We start from the raw sequence: 18,407 nt of genomic DNA on the forward strand, positions 1-18,407 counted from the left end.
CTAATCTCCTAATGTTATTTTTATTTTCTGTAAATCTTTTAAAGCTGTATTAGAACGAACATTTTGTTTTTTTACAATTTCTCCTGTACCTTCAAATTCAACTTCAAGATTCAACCATTTGGCAAAGGTTTCAACATTTTTCTTAGACCAGCCATATAAGTCAGGCATCACTTCTACCTTATCTGAAAGGAGTAAGATTTGTTCGTTGGCATCTAGATTTGTTCCTTCTGCTACTGAACTGTCTTTGATTTTTGTCCCTGAACCAATAACGATCGGTTGAACAAGATTGCGTCTCAGTTCCTCTGCCATATCTCCCGGACTATAGTCCTTGGTCGCTGGCATTGCATAACTAGTTGTTGTTGTAACTTGATCCAGATTTTTAGCTGTAGACTGAAGATTAAGAGATTCTTTCATGGCAGAAGCTCGTTCAAGAATAGGATTAGCAAATTCTCCAAACCAAGGGTTAGAAAAGTGTTCTGGCTGTTGAACTGTTACGTAAAGAATAAAATCAGGATTTTCAGAAGGATGCATGGTTACTACAGAAAAGATATAATTGGTTTTCCCAACTAAATATCCTCCGTTTTGCTCATCGGCAATTTGAGCTGTTCCAGATTTGACAGAAACATTCTGACCAGGAACAGTAATTACTGGCTTATGATCATTACGATTATACATGGTCCCATAAATAGGGTCTGTACCAACCAAAATCATGTTTTCCCTAGTCAAACTAGCCGTTTCTTTAGAAACAGGATTCCCTACAATCTCCCTTTGTGATTTACGAACAGTCTGATCATTTGGATCATAGAGGGCACTAATAAACTTCGGTTCAAGCATAACCCCATCATTAGCAATGGCAGTAAAAGCGCGGAGCATTTGGGTTTGGGTAACAGAAATCCCTTGACCAAAGGCACTCATGGCAATATCAACAACGTTATCTGCAGGTAGTTGTCCAGCATACTCATCAGGCATACCAAAACGGGTTGGAACTCCAAACTTAAATCGATTGAGGTATTCTAACCAAGTAGCATCCCCCATCTTTTGTTGGAGCAAAGTCATACCCACATTACTTGAGTGAGCAAAACCTTGCAAGTAAGTCATTATACTCCCTGCTGATAAGCCATCATTAACATCCCAGTCCCTGATAGTCGCATCTGCTATTTTTAATTCGCTACTATTAAAGTATTCTCCTCCATTAAAGGTTTTATTATCAATAGCTGCTGCCAAGGTCATCACTTTCATGGTTGAACCCGGCTCATAATTACTTTGATATAAAATATTTCGCCAAACAAAGTCATCCGTTAAGCCTTCTTTTGTATTCGCATCAAATGTCGGTCTTTGAGTTGTGGCAAGAATTTCTCCGGTCTTGGCACTAACCAAGGTCGCATTCATATACTTGCCTTTTAGTTTTTCTTGGAAGGCATCCATTTGACTTTCCATAAAAGATTGTAATGGGCTTGATAGAGTTGTATAGACATCTTTTCCGTTTATGGTTTGTCGCGTAACCTGTTCTGTCCCTGGAACAATATTACCCAAGCGATCTTTTTCGTAGGTAATGATTCCATCTGTACCTGCTAACAAGCTATTCAAGGAACTTTCAACACCAGACGTTCCGATGAGGCTCTTTGAGCCATCTTCATTTTCATGGAGCTGTGCTAGACCGATAAATGATGATGCAAATTTCCCATTTGGATAACTTCGATTTGGACTAGTCGTAAAATTAACACCCTCTACCTTAGCAGATTCCAAGTCCTGTTTAATGGACATCATATTGGCATAGGTAATACCATTACCCTTTACACCAAAGGAAACTTGTTTGAGATTTGGTTGAGAAAGTTGTTCCTTAACATAGGACTCATCCATATCTAGATATTTATGAAAGACTTCTGCAACCTTGCTATACTGAGATTCTTCTACATAGAGAATTTTCCCATTTGCAGATTTATATTCCTTATCGATAATCGCATAGACGTTATAAGATGTTGCATCTTCTGCAATCGGTGTTCCATTACGATCATAAATTGTTCCACGTTTTGCTGGAACTGTCCGAGTCGTTTGATGGACCTTACTTGCTTCTTTAACTAAATTTACACCAAATTTTGAGCCTGTACCAATAATCACCGCAAAATTAACCAAAAAAACAGCAAAGAGAAAAACGGCCAAAAGGCTCAAATTCTTTCCCACTAATCTGCGATTTTCTGTTGGAGATTTACGATTTTTTATGGCAAAGCGTATGATTCTTTCTTTCCAGTTTTTCATTTACTACTCCGCCGATCGGATATTTTCATTATTCAATTGCAAGTCTTGCGAGTTTGCAATTCCGGTCAAACGTTCTGATCGGATTAATTCGTTAACTTCTTGTTTGGCATCATCTAGCTCTGTCTTTTTTTCTTCAATCTGTGCATTGACTCTTGTCAAATCACTCTGGACCTGAAAAAGTTTTGTCTGCATATAGACTACACTGATTGCTAAGACAAGGGCTGTGATGGCAATTGAAAGGTAAAAGGCCTTTTCAACACGTGAAAATTTTTTTATACGAGCTTGTAGCAATTGGCTCGTTGTTCCTCTGTTTTCTGCCATTGTTTCCTCTTACTTGTGAATTTTTCTTGCCACTCGTAGCTTGGCTGAGTGGGAACGATTATTGGCTTCCAATTCTTCCTTGCTTGGTAAAATCGGCTTCCGAGATACTAATTCCATCTTGGGCTTGAAATCGTCCGGGATGAAAGGTAGTCCTTTAGGAACTTCAACTGTAGAAGCTTCCTTAAATAACTGCTTGGTCAAGCGATCTTCCAGCGAATGAAATGTGATGACTGAAATTCTTCCATCAAGAGCTAGAAGTTCAATCGCCTGCTGGATTGATTCATCCGCAGCCCCCAGTTCATCATTGACCTCAATACGGATAGCTTGGAAAATTTGTTTGGCTGGGTGACCTTTTTTCTTGAGCTCCTTAGCCGGTTTGGCAGATTTAATAATCTCTGCCAGTTCCGTCGTGGTCTCAATTGGTTTCTGTTCACGTGCCTGTTCAATTTTTCGAGCAATCTGTTTGGAAAACTTGTCTTCTCCATATTTGAAAAAGATTCTTACCAAATCATGGTAGTCGTAGTGATTAACGACTTCATATGCGGTCAAACTAGCTTCCTGATTCATGCGCATATCCAGTGGGGCATCTTTTTTATAAGAAAAACCACGTTCACGCTGATCCAACTGCGGGCTTGACACACCTAAATCATAACAAATTCCATCAATTTCAGACACACCTAAGCCATTTAAGCGATCCTTCAAATGACGGAAATTATCCTTGATGAAGGTGACCATGCCCTTTTCGATATAGGGAGCCAGACGTTTTTGCGCATTATCAATGGCATTCTGGTCCTGGTCAAAGGCATAGAGATGGCCTTTCTCGCTTAACTTACTTAATAAATAGTCGCTGTGCCCTGCTCCTCCCAAGGTCGCATCAACGTAAATACCATCAGGTTTCACATCTAGCATATCAATAGTCTCATGGAGCATAACCGTTACATGATGAAATTCTTTTGTCATATCTTATCTATTTTACCACAAATCCGACTAGCTTGCATCCACTAAAGCTAAAACATTCCTCTGCTAGTTTATTCCTTATACCCGACAGGCTTCTCAGCTACTTGAGCTAACGCTGAGTCTACTTCTGGATTCAGGTGATGATGAACTGCTTCTGCCACAGCTCTTGGTATACCAACGGCGACAATCTCATCCACGCTGGCTTCCTTGATTTTTGTCAGAGATTTGAAATATTTCATCAAATTCTGCTTGCGTTTTGGACCCAAACCTTCAATTCCATCTAATTGAGAAGAGAAGGAATTTTTAGAACGTAGTTGACGGTGGAAGGTAATCGCAAAGCGGTGGACTTCATCCTGAATGCGTTGCAGGAGGAAAAATTCCTGTGAGGTCCGTGAGAGTTCGATGACTTGGAGAGGATCGCCAAAGAGCAATTCATGGGTTTGGTGCTTGTCATTCTTTTGCAGGCCTGCGATCGGAATATCTAACCCCAACTCTTCTTGAATGACCTGTTTAGCGATATTGACCTGACCTTGTCCCCCATCAATGACAATCAAATCTGGCGGTGTCAAACCGTCACGTTGGACGCGTCCATAGCGTCTGCGAATAACCTCTCGCATACTTGCATAGTCATCTGGTCCGACCACAGTCTTGATTTTATACTTACGGTAATCCTTCTTGCTCGGTTTTCCGTTGACAAAAACAACCATAGCAGAGACTGGACTAGTCCCCATAATATTAGAGTTATCAAAAGACTCGATACGGACTGGGGTTGGAATTTGTAAAAGTCGTCCCAAGTTTTCAATGGCCCCTTGAGTCTTTTCAACTGATTTTTCTAGCAGGTTAAATTTCTGCTCTAAACTAACACGCGCATTTTTGTTAGCGAGATTGACCAGTTGTTTTTTCTCCCCACGTTGAGGCTTGAGAACCTTGGTATCCACCAAGGCTTTGACTGCCTCTTCGTCAATATCTTGAGGAATCAAAATCTCATTGGGAACCAAGTGAGATTTTTCTTGATAAAACTGTCCCACATAGGTCAAGAAATCCTCGTCTGGATCGTTGTAGTATGGAAAGAGATTGACGTCGCGTTCAATTAGTTTACCTTGACGGACAAAGAAAACCTGAACACACATCCAACCCTTATCTACATAGTAGCCAAATACATCGCGGTTTTGGAGATCCTTAGCCATGACCCGTTGCTTAGTCCGAAGGGTGCCAATGGCCTGAATCAAATCACGGTATTCCGCTGCACGTTCAAACTCCATACTTTGGGCTGCCACTGCCATTTTACCCTTGAGATCATCGATGATTTTGTCATCCTGTCCTTTTAGGAAGTCAGAAACCTCCTGAGCCATAGACTTGAAATAGGCCTCATCTTTATGGCAGACAGTATGTGCCATACACTGCCCAATATGGTAATAAAAGCAGACCTTTGATGGTGGATTGGTACATTTACGAAAAGGAAAAATCCGATCCAATAGCCGTTTGATTTCATTGGCCGCGCCCACATCCGGATAGGGACCAAAATAGAGTCCTCCGTCTTTCTTGACCTGACGGGTAATCATCAATCGAGGATAACGCTCATTTGTGATTTTGATGAAAGGATAGGACTTATCGTCCTTGAGCATAATATTGTATTTAGGCTTGTTTTCCTTAATCAGGTTGATTTCAAGTAGAAGAGCCTCAATATTGGACTCCGTAACAATAAACTCAAAATCTACAATTTCAGATACTAAGGCTTCTGTCTTGGTATCATGGCTTCCACGGAAATAGGACCGTACACGATTACGCAGATTTTTAGCCTTCCCCACATAGATGATGGTGCCATTCTTGTCTTTGTGGATGTAACAACCTGGACTAGTCGGCAAGAGCTCCAGTTTTGATTTGATCAAGTTATTCATAGTTCCATTATAGCAAAAACCCCTTATCATTGCTGACATCAAGAAGTCCTATTTGAGCTTGAAAAGACTTATTCTCCAGATCCGTAAAGTTCCTGAACTGCTTGAACATCTTGAGCCTGAATACCATAGTATGACCCCGCTGGCTGCATGACCGAAACTTCATTGGTATGTTCCAAACCAATGGCATGCCCTAGCTCATGCTCTGCTGTATGCAAGATGCGGTCGTAGGTATAGCCATAATTTGGATTAGATAGATAGTAATGATTTAAACGAACGGTCACTGAAGTGAATTGTTTGGTTAGGAGATTTGTTTGACTCTCTGCCTCGCCAGCAACAGCTGTCGAACCATCGTTCATTTCGGTAGCGAAAATATTGGCTTGATCCGGCTCGCTTACAAGTTCAAAATGAAATGCTCCAGTCTGATTCCAGTTAGCAATAGCCTCAGCGTAGGCTTTTTGGAAGGTTGCATCCATTTGGGGATCAATATAAATCGTTGCTTGCGCCTTTGGCCATTTTGCTCCTGAATCTTGGTGATTATCTGTCTGAGATAAGCCTTGCAATTTGCCAGTTTCTTGCCATTGTTGCCAACCTTCTTGGCCAACTTGAACGAGTTTAGTTACTTGATTGAAGGTGCCTGATAAATCCCCTGACACATACCAGAGAACACCAAAAACGATGAGAATCAAGAGGACAAAAGTCCATACAAGGCGCCAAAAAATACGCAAAATCCCTAATAAAAATCGACATAACACACGAATAATCCAGCCCATAATTGCCCACCTTTCTAAAAAAATAAGAACCCATCTTTAAGTTATGGATCCCCATTCTAAAGATAGATTCTTTATTTTACTGAAACAAACTAAAAGAAAGCTAAAATCAAGACAAGCGTTCTTCCAAAACAAAATCGATTGGCAAAGTAGCCAAAAAGCGTTCCAATTGTTTTTCCCAATAATACCACTCGTGGCTACCCGCACTATGACTATAAGTCACATCGAAACCAAGTTTCTTGAGATTTTTAACTGCTAGATTATTGGCAGAGTAGAGATAATCCTGTTCGCCACACCATACCCAAAGCTTGGTTTTCTTATCAGACTTTTTAGCGAGTGTTTCAAGTGAGTAAGGGCTATTCACCCAATCATTAACTTTACCAAAAACACCTCTCCAGTAGGCACGCGTCCCTAAATCTTGACTCTCAGGAGAAAACTCCTCGAAACTAAGTGCCCCAGAAAAGCTAGCGGCATGCGAGAAACGGTCAGTTGACAGTGCCAATTTGAAGGAACCGTAGCCTCCCATTGATAAACCAGCAATGAAGGTTTTTTCTCGCTTACTTGTCATATTAGGGAAGAAGCGTTTGAGCACCTTAGGCAATTCTTCTGCTAGAGCTGTATAGTAGTTATAGCCATACTGAGTATCTGTGTACCAGCCATTACTTGTATTTGGCATGACAACAATCAGATTGGTCCCTCGTAGCAAGCGTTCTACATTGGTCCGCTTGAGCCAACTATTGTGGTTTCCAGACATCCCGTGAAGTAGGTAGAGAACTGGGATATCTTTACTGTTTGGCTCTGTCACCCGAGATGCATCGGGGTAAAGAACATTTACTCCCCACTCCATATCTAAAACTTCTGAGTAATACTCAATCTTCATTACTGCCATAACTTGCTCCTTATTCGTTTGAGATAAGAAAAAGCCGAAACTCGACTTTCTCTCTTGCTATTTAATCCTTATTTTGCTTCCATGACTACTGGTAAAATGGCTGGACGACGTTTCGTTTGTTCAAAAAGGAATTTAGCTAAATTGTCACGAATCTTGCCTTTAAGATTAGCCCAGTCAAAGTCCTCCCCTTGGAGATAGTCTTCAACTGTTTGGTTCACCAACTCTGTACTTTCGCGCAGAATATCTCGACTCTTCTTGAGGTAGACAAATCCACGTGTATGCACTCGAGCTTTGGCAATGATTTTCTTCTCACGACGGTTAACAGTAATAGCCACAATGAAAATACCATCTTCTGACAAGACCTTACGGTCACGAAGAACGACATTACCAACATCCCCAATGGCATTTCCGTCAATCAAGACATCTCCTGCAACAACTGCACCAGATGGAACGAAATCCCCATGTTCATAGGACATGGTACTTCCTTTTTTAGGGATAAAGATACGTTCTGGTAGCATACCAACAGCCATAGCGGCTTTGGCATGGGCATCCAATTCACGGTATTCTCCTTGGATAGGGAAAAGATACTTAGGCTGCAAGAGGTTAATCATCAATTGCAGATCACGCGCATTTCCATGTCCTGATACACGCAAGCTTTGTGTAATCGATTTAACGACACCACCTGCTTGGTAGACCATGTTTTCTACACGTGCCATCACAGCTTCTTTAGCGATTGACGGCGTTGTAACGATATAAACCAAGTCTCCATCCTTGATTTCAACATAGCGGTGACGACCGATTGACATTTTACGGAGTCCATTAATCGGTTCACCCATACGACCGGTTTCAAGGATAATTAACTCGTGGTCCTCAAAGCGAGGCATATCTTTAGGTTTAATCAAGAGACTTTCGTTAGCCAATGACAATTTTTTCAAGCGAATAGCTGTACGAACGATATTTTCAATATCAAATCCAGTCAAAACAACACGACGTCCTGTCTCCGCAGCTGCATCAAAAACTTGCTGAATACGAGAAAGGTTACTTGCAACAGCAGCTACAATGATACGTCCATCCCAGTCAGAAATGGTTTGCGTAATTTCATCACCAACTTCACTTTCGCTGGCTACTTGAATATTACTGTCTGCGTTTGCTGAGTCGCTTAGAAGGGCTAAAACTCCTTCGCGACCAATTTCTGCTAAACGACCAAAGTCAGTCGCGTATGATTCGCTAGCCGTTTGGTCAAATTTGAAGTCCCCTGTATAAACGATACTTCCTGCAGATGTTTTCAAAACGACACCAAGACTCTCTGGGATAGAGTGAGTTGTGCGGAAGAAGGAAACTTCAGTTCCACCAAAGTCAATTTCGGTGTTTTCATCGATAACATGGAAATCATCGAATTTTTTAGCACTATCATTTCCTTTAACAAAAAGCTTAGCAAGCTCAATTGTCAACTCTGAACCAAAAACAGGAACTTTCACTTCTGACAAAAGATAAGGAAGAGCTCCGATTGCATCCGCGTGTCCGTGTGTTAAAAATACACCGGCAATACGATCGCTATTTTCAAACAGATATTCCATGTTTGGAATAACGACATCGACACCCAATTGCTCATTTTCAGGGTATTTTAAACCTGCATCTAAAACAAAGATTGAATCGTTAATTTCTGCGATGTACATGTTTTTACCATTTTCACGAACACCACCCAAAGTTGTTAATTTAATATTGGTCATTTCCCCTCCGAAGTATTACTATAACGTGTTTATAGAGTCTATATAACTCTCTTTTTTAAAAGTTCAATTTACTTTTATCCGAATCTTTTCCTCTTATTATACCATTTTTTTACTAATTTTCAAAATGAATACAGAATTTCAAATATAGAACATGCATACTAATAATTAATCGGATTGTTTTGCATCTTTCTTTATTTTCAAAATCTCTGTCCACCTTAGAACCTGTAATATTGTATAGCAAATATCTACTAAGCCAAAAGATAGCAATAGGGTAATTCTCAGACAATAAAAAAAGATTTAGAAATTCTAAATCTTTTTAAGTATTTTTAGTTTGGATAAATGTATCTTACAGTACCTCTTGATGCTGTCGGATTAAACCAGCCACGATAGTTTCCGATTGGTTGAGTTCCACTACCATCATAGTTGCATTCAAATACTTGAATAGAAGTCTCGCTTTGAACATCTGTCACATAAGCAACGTGACCATATTCACCACCGTCCCAAACGGCGATTGCTCCTACTACTGGAACGCTACCCGTCTTATAACCTTGAGCACTTGCGTAGATTGCCCAAGTATTGGCATTCCCCCACCAGTTGCTAGCCCAAGGCGCCAATTCTTTCACGCCCCATGTACACTGACCAACAGGATATGAGTTCCCGTAGTTTGTTGGAGTATTTACGACAACATCATTAACTGCTACCCCATTCACAGTGCTAGTTGCTTCATAAGATGGAGCATTGTATGAATAGCTAGCTTGAGTTAGGCCGCTGACTTCTAGTACATCACCTGGGTGGATGGTGTCAAAAATGCTTTTTCCATTATTTGCCGCCAACACATAAGGATCCATACCACTTGCAGCAGCAATACCAAAAAATGAATCACCGTCTTGAACAACGTAAGAGTCTGCGCTAACCGTTTGAGCTCCAACTGTCGCCAAAATAGCTGTAGATGTTAAACCAAGAGTCAGTTTAGCAACTGTTTTTTTCATAATAATTTTCTCCTAAATTTTATTGATCATTTTTAATTTTTATGTTGATAAGAGAATCATACCTGATTTACATGTCAATTCTTTTAGAGTTATGTTGTAGTCATGTTACAAATATGTATACTTTTACTACATGACGTGCTAAAGAACACAACATTTAAAATTATATGAGACAACAAAAAAAGCTGAGATAGGTCACCTCAGCCTTTTTCCTTCTATTTTCCCATCAAGAAATCATAGATTTCCTGCACTGTACCTAGTGCCAACATTTCTTGGTCTTTAACAGTTTGCTTGAGATTTTGATAAATCTGACTTTCAGCAATATCCCGTTTAGCCGCATCTTTATTAACCCTCATCACACCATTTTCAATGGTGACAAAACCAAGCTCTTCAAAAATTTGAATCATCTTTATTAATAAGATTTGTTCAATTTTTAGATAAGCTGATAAGTCTTTTAATTTATAACGGATATCGAATTCTGGGAACTGGTAGATTGTCTTATAGAGCTTTGCAAATTGCTCTCTTGTGCCATACCCTGTCAAATAGTAGGGCTTCTCGATATCATTTTTAAAGTAAACAGCTGAGAAATCATGTTGCTGGAAAATGTCCTTAAGAATCCTGATGTCTTCTGGGATATTCTTGACAACGACTGCTGGACTCGATGAAATATCTGGCAATTCTCCAGTAAAATCAAGCACTGGCACTCCGTCTGGTAGAACAGCATTCTTCCCACGAATATTAAAGAGCTGAACACCGTCTACACGAGCATCTACCATCATCAACTGTAGAGTTGTTTGCCCATTCCATTGGTTAACGGAAAGAGTGACTGCTAACTCCAGCTGTTTGGTCTGCGCAAATTCTGTCGCTTTCGACCCTTGACCAAAGGCAACCACTTCAAAGTTCGCAGTTCCTTTGGAAATTTTTAACTTCAGGTGACTATCTCCTGCTCCCATAGAACGAGCATTTTCAACTTGAAAATCTCGAATGTAGAAGACAGGTTTTTGATTGTCCATTCCAAAAGGAGCTAACTTCTCAAAGCTTTTAACCGTATCTAAACTCAGGCTTTCCAAATCTAGTTCTTCATCTAGATATAATTTACTCTTTCCCTTAGCATCTATCCCTTTGTCTTTTACATAGGTTTCTAAAATTTCTGACAAGGCATCTAACTGTTCAGCCTCGAGCGTCATACCTGCGGCACCTGCATGGCCACCAAAGGCGATAAAGAGAGCGCGATGCGGATCCAAAGCTTCAAAGATATCGACTGCTTCAATACTCCGTGCGCTTCCCTTGGCACGACCATCTTCAATATTCAGAACAATAACTGTTTGACCTAGTTCTTCCAGTAAGCGTCCAGCTACAATTCCAAGAACCCCTGGGTTCCAGCCTTCCTTTGACAAAACCTGAACACTTTTACTAGGATCTACCATGTTTTTAGCTTCATCATAGATGGCTTGAACGATTTCCTTGCGTTCTTCATTTTTTTCTTGAATCATGAGAGCAATCTCATGCACCTCTTCATCATCAAAGCCAGTCAGTAAATCAATCGCTGGATTGGGATCATCCAAGCGCCCCAAGGCATTTAACCGAGGTGCCAACTGAAAACCAACTGTTTCTTCTGTAATATCACTACTAGAAATCCCTGCAATTTCAAATAGTTCTTGAAGACCAATTCGTTGAGTATTGCGCAGAACTTCAAGACCATACTGAACCATGATACGATTTTCATCCGTCAGGCTGACCATATCCGCAATGGTTCCAATGGCAACCAAGTCAAGCAACTCAACCTGCACTTCCTCCAAGAGGGCACAAGCTAGTTTAAAAGCAACTCCACAGCCTGCTAATTGTTTAAAAGGATAATCTGCTTCTGGATGTTCAGGATGGACGATTGCATAAGCATCTGGTAAAACCTCTGGCATGGAGTGGTGGTCTGTCACAATGACATCCACTCCCATAGACTGAGCCAAGTCAATGGCTTCATGCCCAGCAACTCCATTATCCACTGTCACAATCAAAGACACACCCTGTTGCTCGATGAAATATTTGTAAACACTGGCATTTGGACCATAACCGTCTGTAAAGCGATTTGGGAGATAGACCAGACACTCTGCTCCTAATTGTTCCAAACTCTCCTTGACAATCGAAGCCGAAGTCATCCCATCTGCATCGTAGTCACCATAGACGAGAATCAATTCTCCTTGCTCGATAGCCTGGCGAATACGATCAACTGCCTTATCCATATCATGTAATAGATAAGGATCATGTAAATCTTCCAAAGAAGGTTCTAAAAATTTCTTAAGGCTGCTTTCGTCCTTGATTCCACGTTGAAACAACAAACAAGCGACTTCAGAACTCAAGCCTACACTCTTGGCAATCTTTGTAAAATCCGCATCCTCAACTTGCGGAGAAAATTGCCAATTATAAGTAGGAATTATCAAATAAATATCCACTCTTTCTTACGATTCTATTCATTTATTATAACACGATTTTTGGTTTTTCTCCTGATATTCAGACCATATTCTTTGCTAAATTTTCAGGTCACTTCAGCTAACACTTATCAGGTTTCGTTAAGCAAAAAAACACCTAGACTACTAGACTTTTCAGTTTAGAAATTCAGGTGTTCTTTAGTTTAAAATTTATTTTTTAATTCTCGCTTCTGTATCAGTTACAAGTTGAGCGAGACTAGTTAGGCTCAATTCTTTTTCCATAGCTTGCTGGATTTTTAGCAATTTCTCATCTAAAACCACATGAATATTGGCTCCAACTGGACAATTTGGATTCGGATTATCATGAAAGCTAAAGAGTTGACCCGTCTTCCCGAGACATTCAACTGCTTGATAGATATCCAAGAGACTAATATCTTCAAGATTTTTGATAATTTCGGCTCCTCCAGTTCCACGCGCAACAGAAATCAATTCTGCTTTTTTCAGTTGAGACAAGGTTTTACGAATAATAACAGGATTAACCCCCACACTGCTAGCTAGAAAATCACTAGTAACTTTATTTTCCTTGCCTTCAAGGGCAATGATAACTAGCATATGGGTTGCAATGGTAAAGCGACTTGAAATTTGCATGCAGTTCTCCTTTCTCGTTAACTAAGCTCATTCTTCTCTTATATTTATTATAGCTCCTCTAGTTGTAATGTCAAGAGTTACGACTGAGCCAGTCATCCAATTCTGCATCATGCCCTTGATTTTGAGCGATTTCATGCAACAAGTCCTGATTGTGGGTATGATGAATTCCATTGACTAAACTTTCATAATAGACCTGATAGTAGGGCAATTGCAACTCTCGAGCCAACTGCAACTCTGCTTCGACATCATAATCAACGCGACGAAAATCTACATCCTTCAATCCTTTATCATCAAATTCCAAAATCATATATTGGGCTCGTAAATCCTCACGCAGACTTGCTGATAAAAAGAAAGGCTGCCCAATCGAACCTGGATTCAAAATGAGTTGCCCACCACTTCCATAACGTAAAAATTGTTGGTGGATATGACCATAGATGGCAATATCGGAGTCAGGATTAGTCACCAAACGATCAAAATCTTCCTGCTTTCCAAGATGAATCAGTTCTCTTCCCCAATTTTTATCCGGTAAATGATGACTAATCCCCACCTTTAGATTTCCAAACTGGCGATGGGTGTGCATAGGAAAATCCTGAAGTTCTTCAATCTCATCTAGACTAATTTCTTCCATGATATACTGACATTGCCGTAAGAGGTAGCGATGACTGGGCCTACTTGTATCCAATTTTCGGTGAGCAGCCCGCCATAAACTTTCTTCCCAATTCCCCAGAACCCGAACCGTAATAGGCAATTCCTCCAATCGTTTGAGGATATTTTTTCGGCCTGTCCCCGGCATGAGAATATCGCCCAAGAGCCAATATTCCTCAACTCCTGCCTTCTCAGCATCTACGAGGACAGCTTCCAATGCTCCTGTGTTGCCATGAATATCTGAAAGTACCGCAATTTTTGTCATATCAATCCCTCTTGTTTTCTCACATTTAATTATAGCACTCTTAAAAGCAAAGTCAAAAGCGTTTTCCTTCCTATCATTTTTTACTTTACTTTTTTAGTGAAAAGGATTACAATGAGGGTGATAAGAAATGAGGAGGTTTTTGCTATGACACAACGTTACGAAAACATCATGGTAGCAGTCGACGGTTCTAAAGAAGCTGATTTGGCTTTTGTTAAGGGAGTTCAGTCAGCTGTGCGTAACCAGGCTAAACTAACCATCGCCCATGTAATCGATACTCGGGCTCTTCAAAGCATTTCAACATTTGATGCTGAAGTTTATGAAGAGTTACAAGTGGAAGCCAAAGACTTGATGGCAGAATATGAAAAGCGTGCAAGAGACGCTGGTCTTACAGATATTAAAGTTGTCATCGAAATGGGAAATCCTAAAACTCTTTTAGCCAAAACAATCCCTGAACAAGAACATGTTGATTTGATTTTGGTTGGAGCAACTGGGCTTAACGCCTTCGAACGTTTGCTTGTCGGATCTTCATCAGAATATATCCTACGCCATACAAGTGTTGACCTTCTCGTTGTTCGAGACAAGGATAAAACTTTATAATTGCACTAAAAAAAGGAGCGAATGCGCTCCTTTTTATTTTTTATTTTCTCTTTCCTTATGACGTTCATAAGCCTTTATTTGGCGCTCTATCTCCTTTTTGATAGCAGGTTCTGGGGCGTATTTTTCTTTCCAGTTGTCTGGTTTCAAAATTTTGTGCGTCACAGGATCAAAATGAGCCTTGCCATCTGGGAAGATTTTACCCATATTCGCTTGATGGACAATCTCAAAGATTCTCTCTGGGTCTACCCCCATTAAAACAAAACTGCCATAAGTAAAGTAGAGCATATCAATCAAAGCATCTACTTGACCAACGAGGCTTTTCTCAGCTGGTGTTGACTTGCTTACTTTTTCGGCTGCTTTATCGAGTGCTTGATGTAAATCTTGTACGGCTTGTTGGAATTCCTCTTCAGAATTGCTTGCAGCGCGGACAAATTCAACTAACTCTTCAATCTTAAAGCCAGCACGGTGGGTCGCCCCTTCTAAATCCCAAGCTATAGGTTCTTCTTGAGTTCGATCATCCATCATGTGATGGAAGGTTTTGACTTTATTGAAATGATAGTCGCGACTGACAAAGACTTTTTCAGAAGCCAAGACTCCAAAATATTCTAAAGCCTTGTGAATCCCATCATTTTGGTTGCTGGCAGTGATATGCTTGGCAACTTCTTTCACACTGCTACTACCATTTCCCATGGCAACAGACATCCCAACGCCCGCCAACATTTCTAAGTCATTATCTGAGTCACCAAAAGCCATGACTTGATTGAGATCAAAGCCATACTCTTTTCCGACACGGCGAATTCCTTCTAACTTGGAATTTCCCTGATTGATAATATCAGCTGCAAAAGGATTACTTCTGGTAAACTTGAGATGGTTTAATTGTTCCGCAGCATGATCTGTCTCCTCAGGAGTCATCAACATGAGCACCTGGTAGACCGGTTGGTTGATCAGGTCCAGCAAATCCTCTTCCTTCTGTGGAAGGGCCTTGCTGATCATACGATTAAAGGAATGACTAACAGTACGAGTCAAGAATTTTGGTACAAAACGACTAACTAGCTGCGAAAGAGGACTGAGACCAAAGGACATTATTCGAGAACCGACAACATCTTGTCTCGTTCCCATGGCAATCTCTTTTCGATTTTCCTTAGCATAAGAGATGATTTGTCTGAGACTTCTCTTATCAATAGGGCTAGCAAAAAGAACACGGTCTTTGTTAAAGATATATTGGCCATTGTAGGTCACTGCAAAATCCAGGTTTAAGTCGTCCATCAAATCCTTAACAAAAAAAGGTCCTCGCCCTGTTGCTACTCCAACAAGCACTCCTTGCTCTTTCACAATCTTGATAGCTTCTTTAGTGGACTTCAAAACACTCTTACGGTCATTTACAAGCGTTCCATCGATATCAAAAAAAACTGCTTTGACTTCCATCCTATCTCATTCCTTTCTTTTATGATACAATGATTATACCACATTTCAGAAAAAGTGAGTGAATCATGACTAAGAAAATCCTTGTTTTACATACTGGTGGTACTATTTCCATGCAGGCAGATGAAGCTGGAGCTGTAAGAACTAGTGCTGACAACCCTATGAATCATATCTCTAATCCACTCGAAGGCGTTGAAGTCCATTCATTGGATTTTTTCAATCTACCAAGTCCACATATCAAACCCAAGCATATGTTAGCTCTTTACAAAAAGATAAAACAAGAGGCAGCTGCATACGATGGGATTGTCATCACACATGGGACAGATACTCTAGAAGAGACAGCCTATTTTCTAGACACCATGGAGATCCCTCATATACCTATCGTTTTGACAGGGGCTATGAGATCTTCCAATGAACTAGGAAGTGATGGCGTCTATAATTATCTTAGCGCCTTACGTGTGGCTAGTGATGACAAGGCTGCAGATAAGGGTGTTCTAGTCGTTATGAATGATGAAATTCACGCTGCGAAGTATGTCACTAAAACGCATACTACAAATGTTAGTACCTTTCAAACACCGACTCACGGTCCACTTGGACTCATTATGAAGCATGAAATTCTTTACTTCAAGACTGCAGAACCTCGTGTTCGTTTTGACCTTGATCACATTCAGGGATTGGTTCCTATCGTACCTGTTTATGCAGGTATGACTGAGGAGCTTCTCGATCTACTTCCTGTCGATCAGCTAGATGGACTGATTATCCAGGCTTTTGGAGCTGGGAATGTTCCTAAAGAAACTGCCCAAAAACTGAAATCTCTCTGCCAAACTGGTCTTCCTATTGCACTTGTTTCTCGTTGTTTCAATGGGATTGCAGAACCTGTTTATGCCTATGAAGGCGGGGGTATTTGCCTTCAAAAAGATGGTGTTTATTTTGTAAAAGAATTAAATGCTCAAAAAGCACGTCTTAAACTCCTTATTGCAATTAATGCAGGACTAAAGGGCGACCAACTCCGAGCATATATGGAAGGATAAGAAAAAACCCATGAAATCAGTGATTTCTTGGGATTTGTTTTTAGTCTTTACGTGTTGATTTACGCTCTGTCAAACCATGAGGTAGAATGACTTCACGTTCCTCCAACTCTTCTTTATGCATAATCTTCGTCAACATACGCATACTAATCGCACCAAGGTCATACAAGGGTTGTGCGATAGTGGTCAGGTTTGGTCGAGTAAAGCGAGCGATTTGAGAATCATCACTCGTAATGATTTCAAAGTCTTCTGGTACTGAAACTCCATGGTCAGCCAAACCGTTCAAGAGACCTGCCGCCAATTCATCACCAGTCACAATAGCTGCTGTTGCTTTAGAAGAAACTAAGCGTTCAGCCAAGGCATAACCATCGTCATAGCGATATTTTGATTCAAATACAAGACCTTCGCTATAGTTGACTCCAGCTTCTTTCAAAGCTTCCTTGTATCCAACCAAGCGAACTTTACCATTGATATCATCTACCAAGGGACCGCTCACAAAAGCAATCTTTTTATTACGTTTCAACAAATGACGAACAGCATCTGCAGTAGCATTCTTATAGTCAATGTTAACACTTGGAAGTTGGTGTTCAACATCCACTGTTCCCGCAAGAACGACAGGAGTACGTGAGCGTGAAAACTCTGAACGAATCTTCTCTGTCAAATGGTAGCCCATAAAGATAACACCATCAACTTGTTTTGAAAAAAGTGTGTTTACTACGGCTACTTCTTTTTCATCATCTTCATCGCTATTAGCGAGAACGATGTTGTACTTGTACATCTCTGCAATGTCATCAATTCCTTTTGCCAGAGCCGCAAAATAAATGTTTGTGATATCTGGAATGACAACACCAACGGTTGTTGTACGTTTGCTTGCCAAACCACGAGCAACTGCATTGGGACGATAGTCAAGGCGATCAATAACCTCTAGAACTTTCTTACGAGTGTTCTCTTTGACATTTTTGTTGCCATTAACTACACGACTGACAGTTGCCATTGAAACTCCTGCTTCTCGGGCAACGTCATAAATTGTTACTGTATCATCTGTGTTCATACCGTTTCCTTTCTAATGTTGAAAATTTTGTTTTCATGTTTACACTACCTCTAGTTTACCATTTATTGTAAGCATTTTCAAGGGATATATAAACTTTCTTTGAAAAAATTTTACAGTAAATCATATTTTCTGAAATCAGTTTACTTTTCTTGATTTTTAGAGATGTTTGCAGTATGATTATTAAAAAATGAAGTAGGAGGCATCGATGGCTTTCACGGATTCGCATCGACGTTGTGCCAGTTTTGGTGTAGTAACTAATCTCCCAGATGATGTTATCGACTCAATCTGGTATATTATCGATCATTTTTTAAAGCATGTTTTTGAATTAGAAGATGAATTGGAATTTCGACTATTAAATAACGAAGGCTCTATCACCTTCCGCTTTTCTAGTAAACATCTGCCTACAACGATTGACTTTGATTTCAATCATCGTTTTGATCCTTTGTATCCACCCAAAGTACTTGTAATGGATATAGATGGAAAGGAAACCATTCTCCTCCCTGAAGAAAATGACCTATTTTAAA

The 18,407-nt window shown here is 40.3% G+C and carries 16 protein-coding genes; 3 read left to right on the plus strand and 13 right to left on the minus strand.

Annotation, left to right across the window (positions count from 1 at the left end; translation table 11 throughout):
- From pbp2x to ACXYSK_RS05670, 11 genes are all read right to left on the minus strand, one after another.
- Window positions 1-2,256: a penicillin-binding protein PBP2X gene (gene pbp2x / locus ACXYSK_RS05620; protein WP_458625345.1), complete on the minus strand. Its 2,256-nt coding sequence runs from the start codon at window positions 2,254-2,256 to the stop codon at window positions 1-3.
- 3 nt (window positions 2,257-2,259) lie between these two features.
- Window positions 2,260-2,577, minus strand: coding sequence for a cell division protein FtsL (gene ftsL, locus ACXYSK_RS05625; protein ID WP_045614557.1), 318 nt, complete (start codon window positions 2,575-2,577; stop codon window positions 2,260-2,262).
- Window positions 2,578-2,586: 9 nt separating this feature from the next.
- Window positions 2,587-3,537, minus strand: a complete 951-nt coding sequence (rsmH, locus tag ACXYSK_RS05630) for a 16S rRNA (cytosine(1402)-N(4))-methyltransferase RsmH (protein WP_458625346.1) — start codon at window positions 3,535-3,537, stop codon at window positions 2,587-2,589.
- 68 nt (window positions 3,538-3,605) lie between these two features.
- Window positions 3,606-5,432 carry an excinuclease ABC subunit UvrC gene (gene uvrC, locus ACXYSK_RS05635; RefSeq protein WP_458625347.1) on the minus strand — a complete coding sequence of 609 codons (1,827 nt, stop codon included), beginning with the start codon at window positions 5,430-5,432 and terminating at the stop codon, window positions 3,606-3,608.
- A gap of 68 nt (window positions 5,433-5,500) precedes the next feature.
- The gene (locus ACXYSK_RS05640) at window positions 5,501-6,202 is read right to left on the minus strand and encodes a M57 family metalloprotease (RefSeq protein WP_458625348.1); all 702 of its coding nucleotides are present in this window, start codon (window positions 6,200-6,202) and stop codon (window positions 5,501-5,503) included.
- A 106-nt stretch (window positions 6,203-6,308) separates the two neighbouring features.
- On the minus strand, window positions 6,309-7,088 hold the full coding sequence (locus tag ACXYSK_RS05645) for an alpha/beta hydrolase (protein ID WP_458625349.1): 780 nt from the start codon (window positions 7,086-7,088) through the stop codon (window positions 6,309-6,311).
- A 68-nt stretch (window positions 7,089-7,156) separates the two neighbouring features.
- Entirely contained in the window at window positions 7,157-8,818 is a 1,662-nt protein-coding gene (locus ACXYSK_RS05650) for a ribonuclease J (RefSeq protein ID WP_458625350.1), read from the minus strand.
- Between the two features lie 326 nt (window positions 8,819-9,144).
- Window positions 9,145-9,807, minus strand: coding sequence for a COG3942 and LysM peptidoglycan-binding domain-containing protein (locus ACXYSK_RS05655; RefSeq protein ID WP_458625351.1), 663 nt, complete (start codon window positions 9,805-9,807; stop codon window positions 9,145-9,147).
- 212 nt (window positions 9,808-10,019) lie between these two features.
- Window positions 10,020-12,239, minus strand: a complete 2,220-nt coding sequence (gene recJ / locus ACXYSK_RS05660; protein WP_458625411.1) for a single-stranded-DNA-specific exonuclease RecJ — start codon at window positions 12,237-12,239, stop codon at window positions 10,020-10,022.
- Window positions 12,240-12,437: 198 nt separating this feature from the next.
- Window positions 12,438-12,875 (minus strand): Rrf2 family transcriptional regulator, encoded by a 438-nt coding sequence (locus ACXYSK_RS05665; protein WP_006144928.1) that lies wholly within the window; start codon window positions 12,873-12,875, stop codon window positions 12,438-12,440.
- A 70-nt stretch (window positions 12,876-12,945) separates the two neighbouring features.
- Window positions 12,946-13,785: a metallophosphoesterase family protein gene (locus ACXYSK_RS05670; protein ID WP_458625352.1), complete on the minus strand. Its 840-nt coding sequence runs from the start codon at window positions 13,783-13,785 to the stop codon at window positions 12,946-12,948.
- 144 nt (window positions 13,786-13,929) lie between these two features.
- Between ACXYSK_RS05670 and ACXYSK_RS05675 the strand changes: the two genes are divergently transcribed.
- Complete coding sequence (locus tag ACXYSK_RS05675) at window positions 13,930-14,382, plus strand: universal stress protein (protein ID WP_458625353.1); 453 nt, start codon at window positions 13,930-13,932, stop codon at window positions 14,380-14,382.
- A 33-nt stretch (window positions 14,383-14,415) separates the two neighbouring features.
- Here the strand turns inward: ACXYSK_RS05675 and ACXYSK_RS05680 are convergent, their stop codons facing one another.
- Window positions 14,416-15,807 (minus strand): Cof-type HAD-IIB family hydrolase, encoded by a 1,392-nt coding sequence (locus ACXYSK_RS05680; RefSeq protein ID WP_458625354.1) that lies wholly within the window; start codon window positions 15,805-15,807, stop codon window positions 14,416-14,418.
- Between the two features lie 65 nt (window positions 15,808-15,872).
- On the opposite strand from ACXYSK_RS05680, the gene ACXYSK_RS05685 reads away from it, so the two are divergent.
- A complete protein-coding gene (locus ACXYSK_RS05685; RefSeq protein ID WP_254726580.1) occupies window positions 15,873-16,835 on the plus strand; it encodes an asparaginase in 963 nt (320 codons plus the stop codon).
- A 40-nt stretch (window positions 16,836-16,875) separates the two neighbouring features.
- Here the strand turns inward: ACXYSK_RS05685 and ccpA are convergent, their stop codons facing one another.
- Window positions 16,876-17,883 (minus strand): catabolite control protein A, encoded by a 1,008-nt coding sequence (gene ccpA / locus ACXYSK_RS05690; RefSeq protein ID WP_458625355.1) that lies wholly within the window; start codon window positions 17,881-17,883, stop codon window positions 16,876-16,878.
- 205 nt (window positions 17,884-18,088) lie between these two features.
- Here ccpA and ACXYSK_RS05695 point away from each other — a divergent pair, with 205 nt between their 5' ends.
- Entirely contained in the window at window positions 18,089-18,406 is a 318-nt protein-coding gene (locus ACXYSK_RS05695; RefSeq protein WP_006150179.1) for a DUF960 domain-containing protein, read from the plus strand.
- Window position 18,407 lies beyond the last annotated feature (1 nt).

It is taken from the genome of Streptococcus sp. V919, from assembly GCF_054353475.1.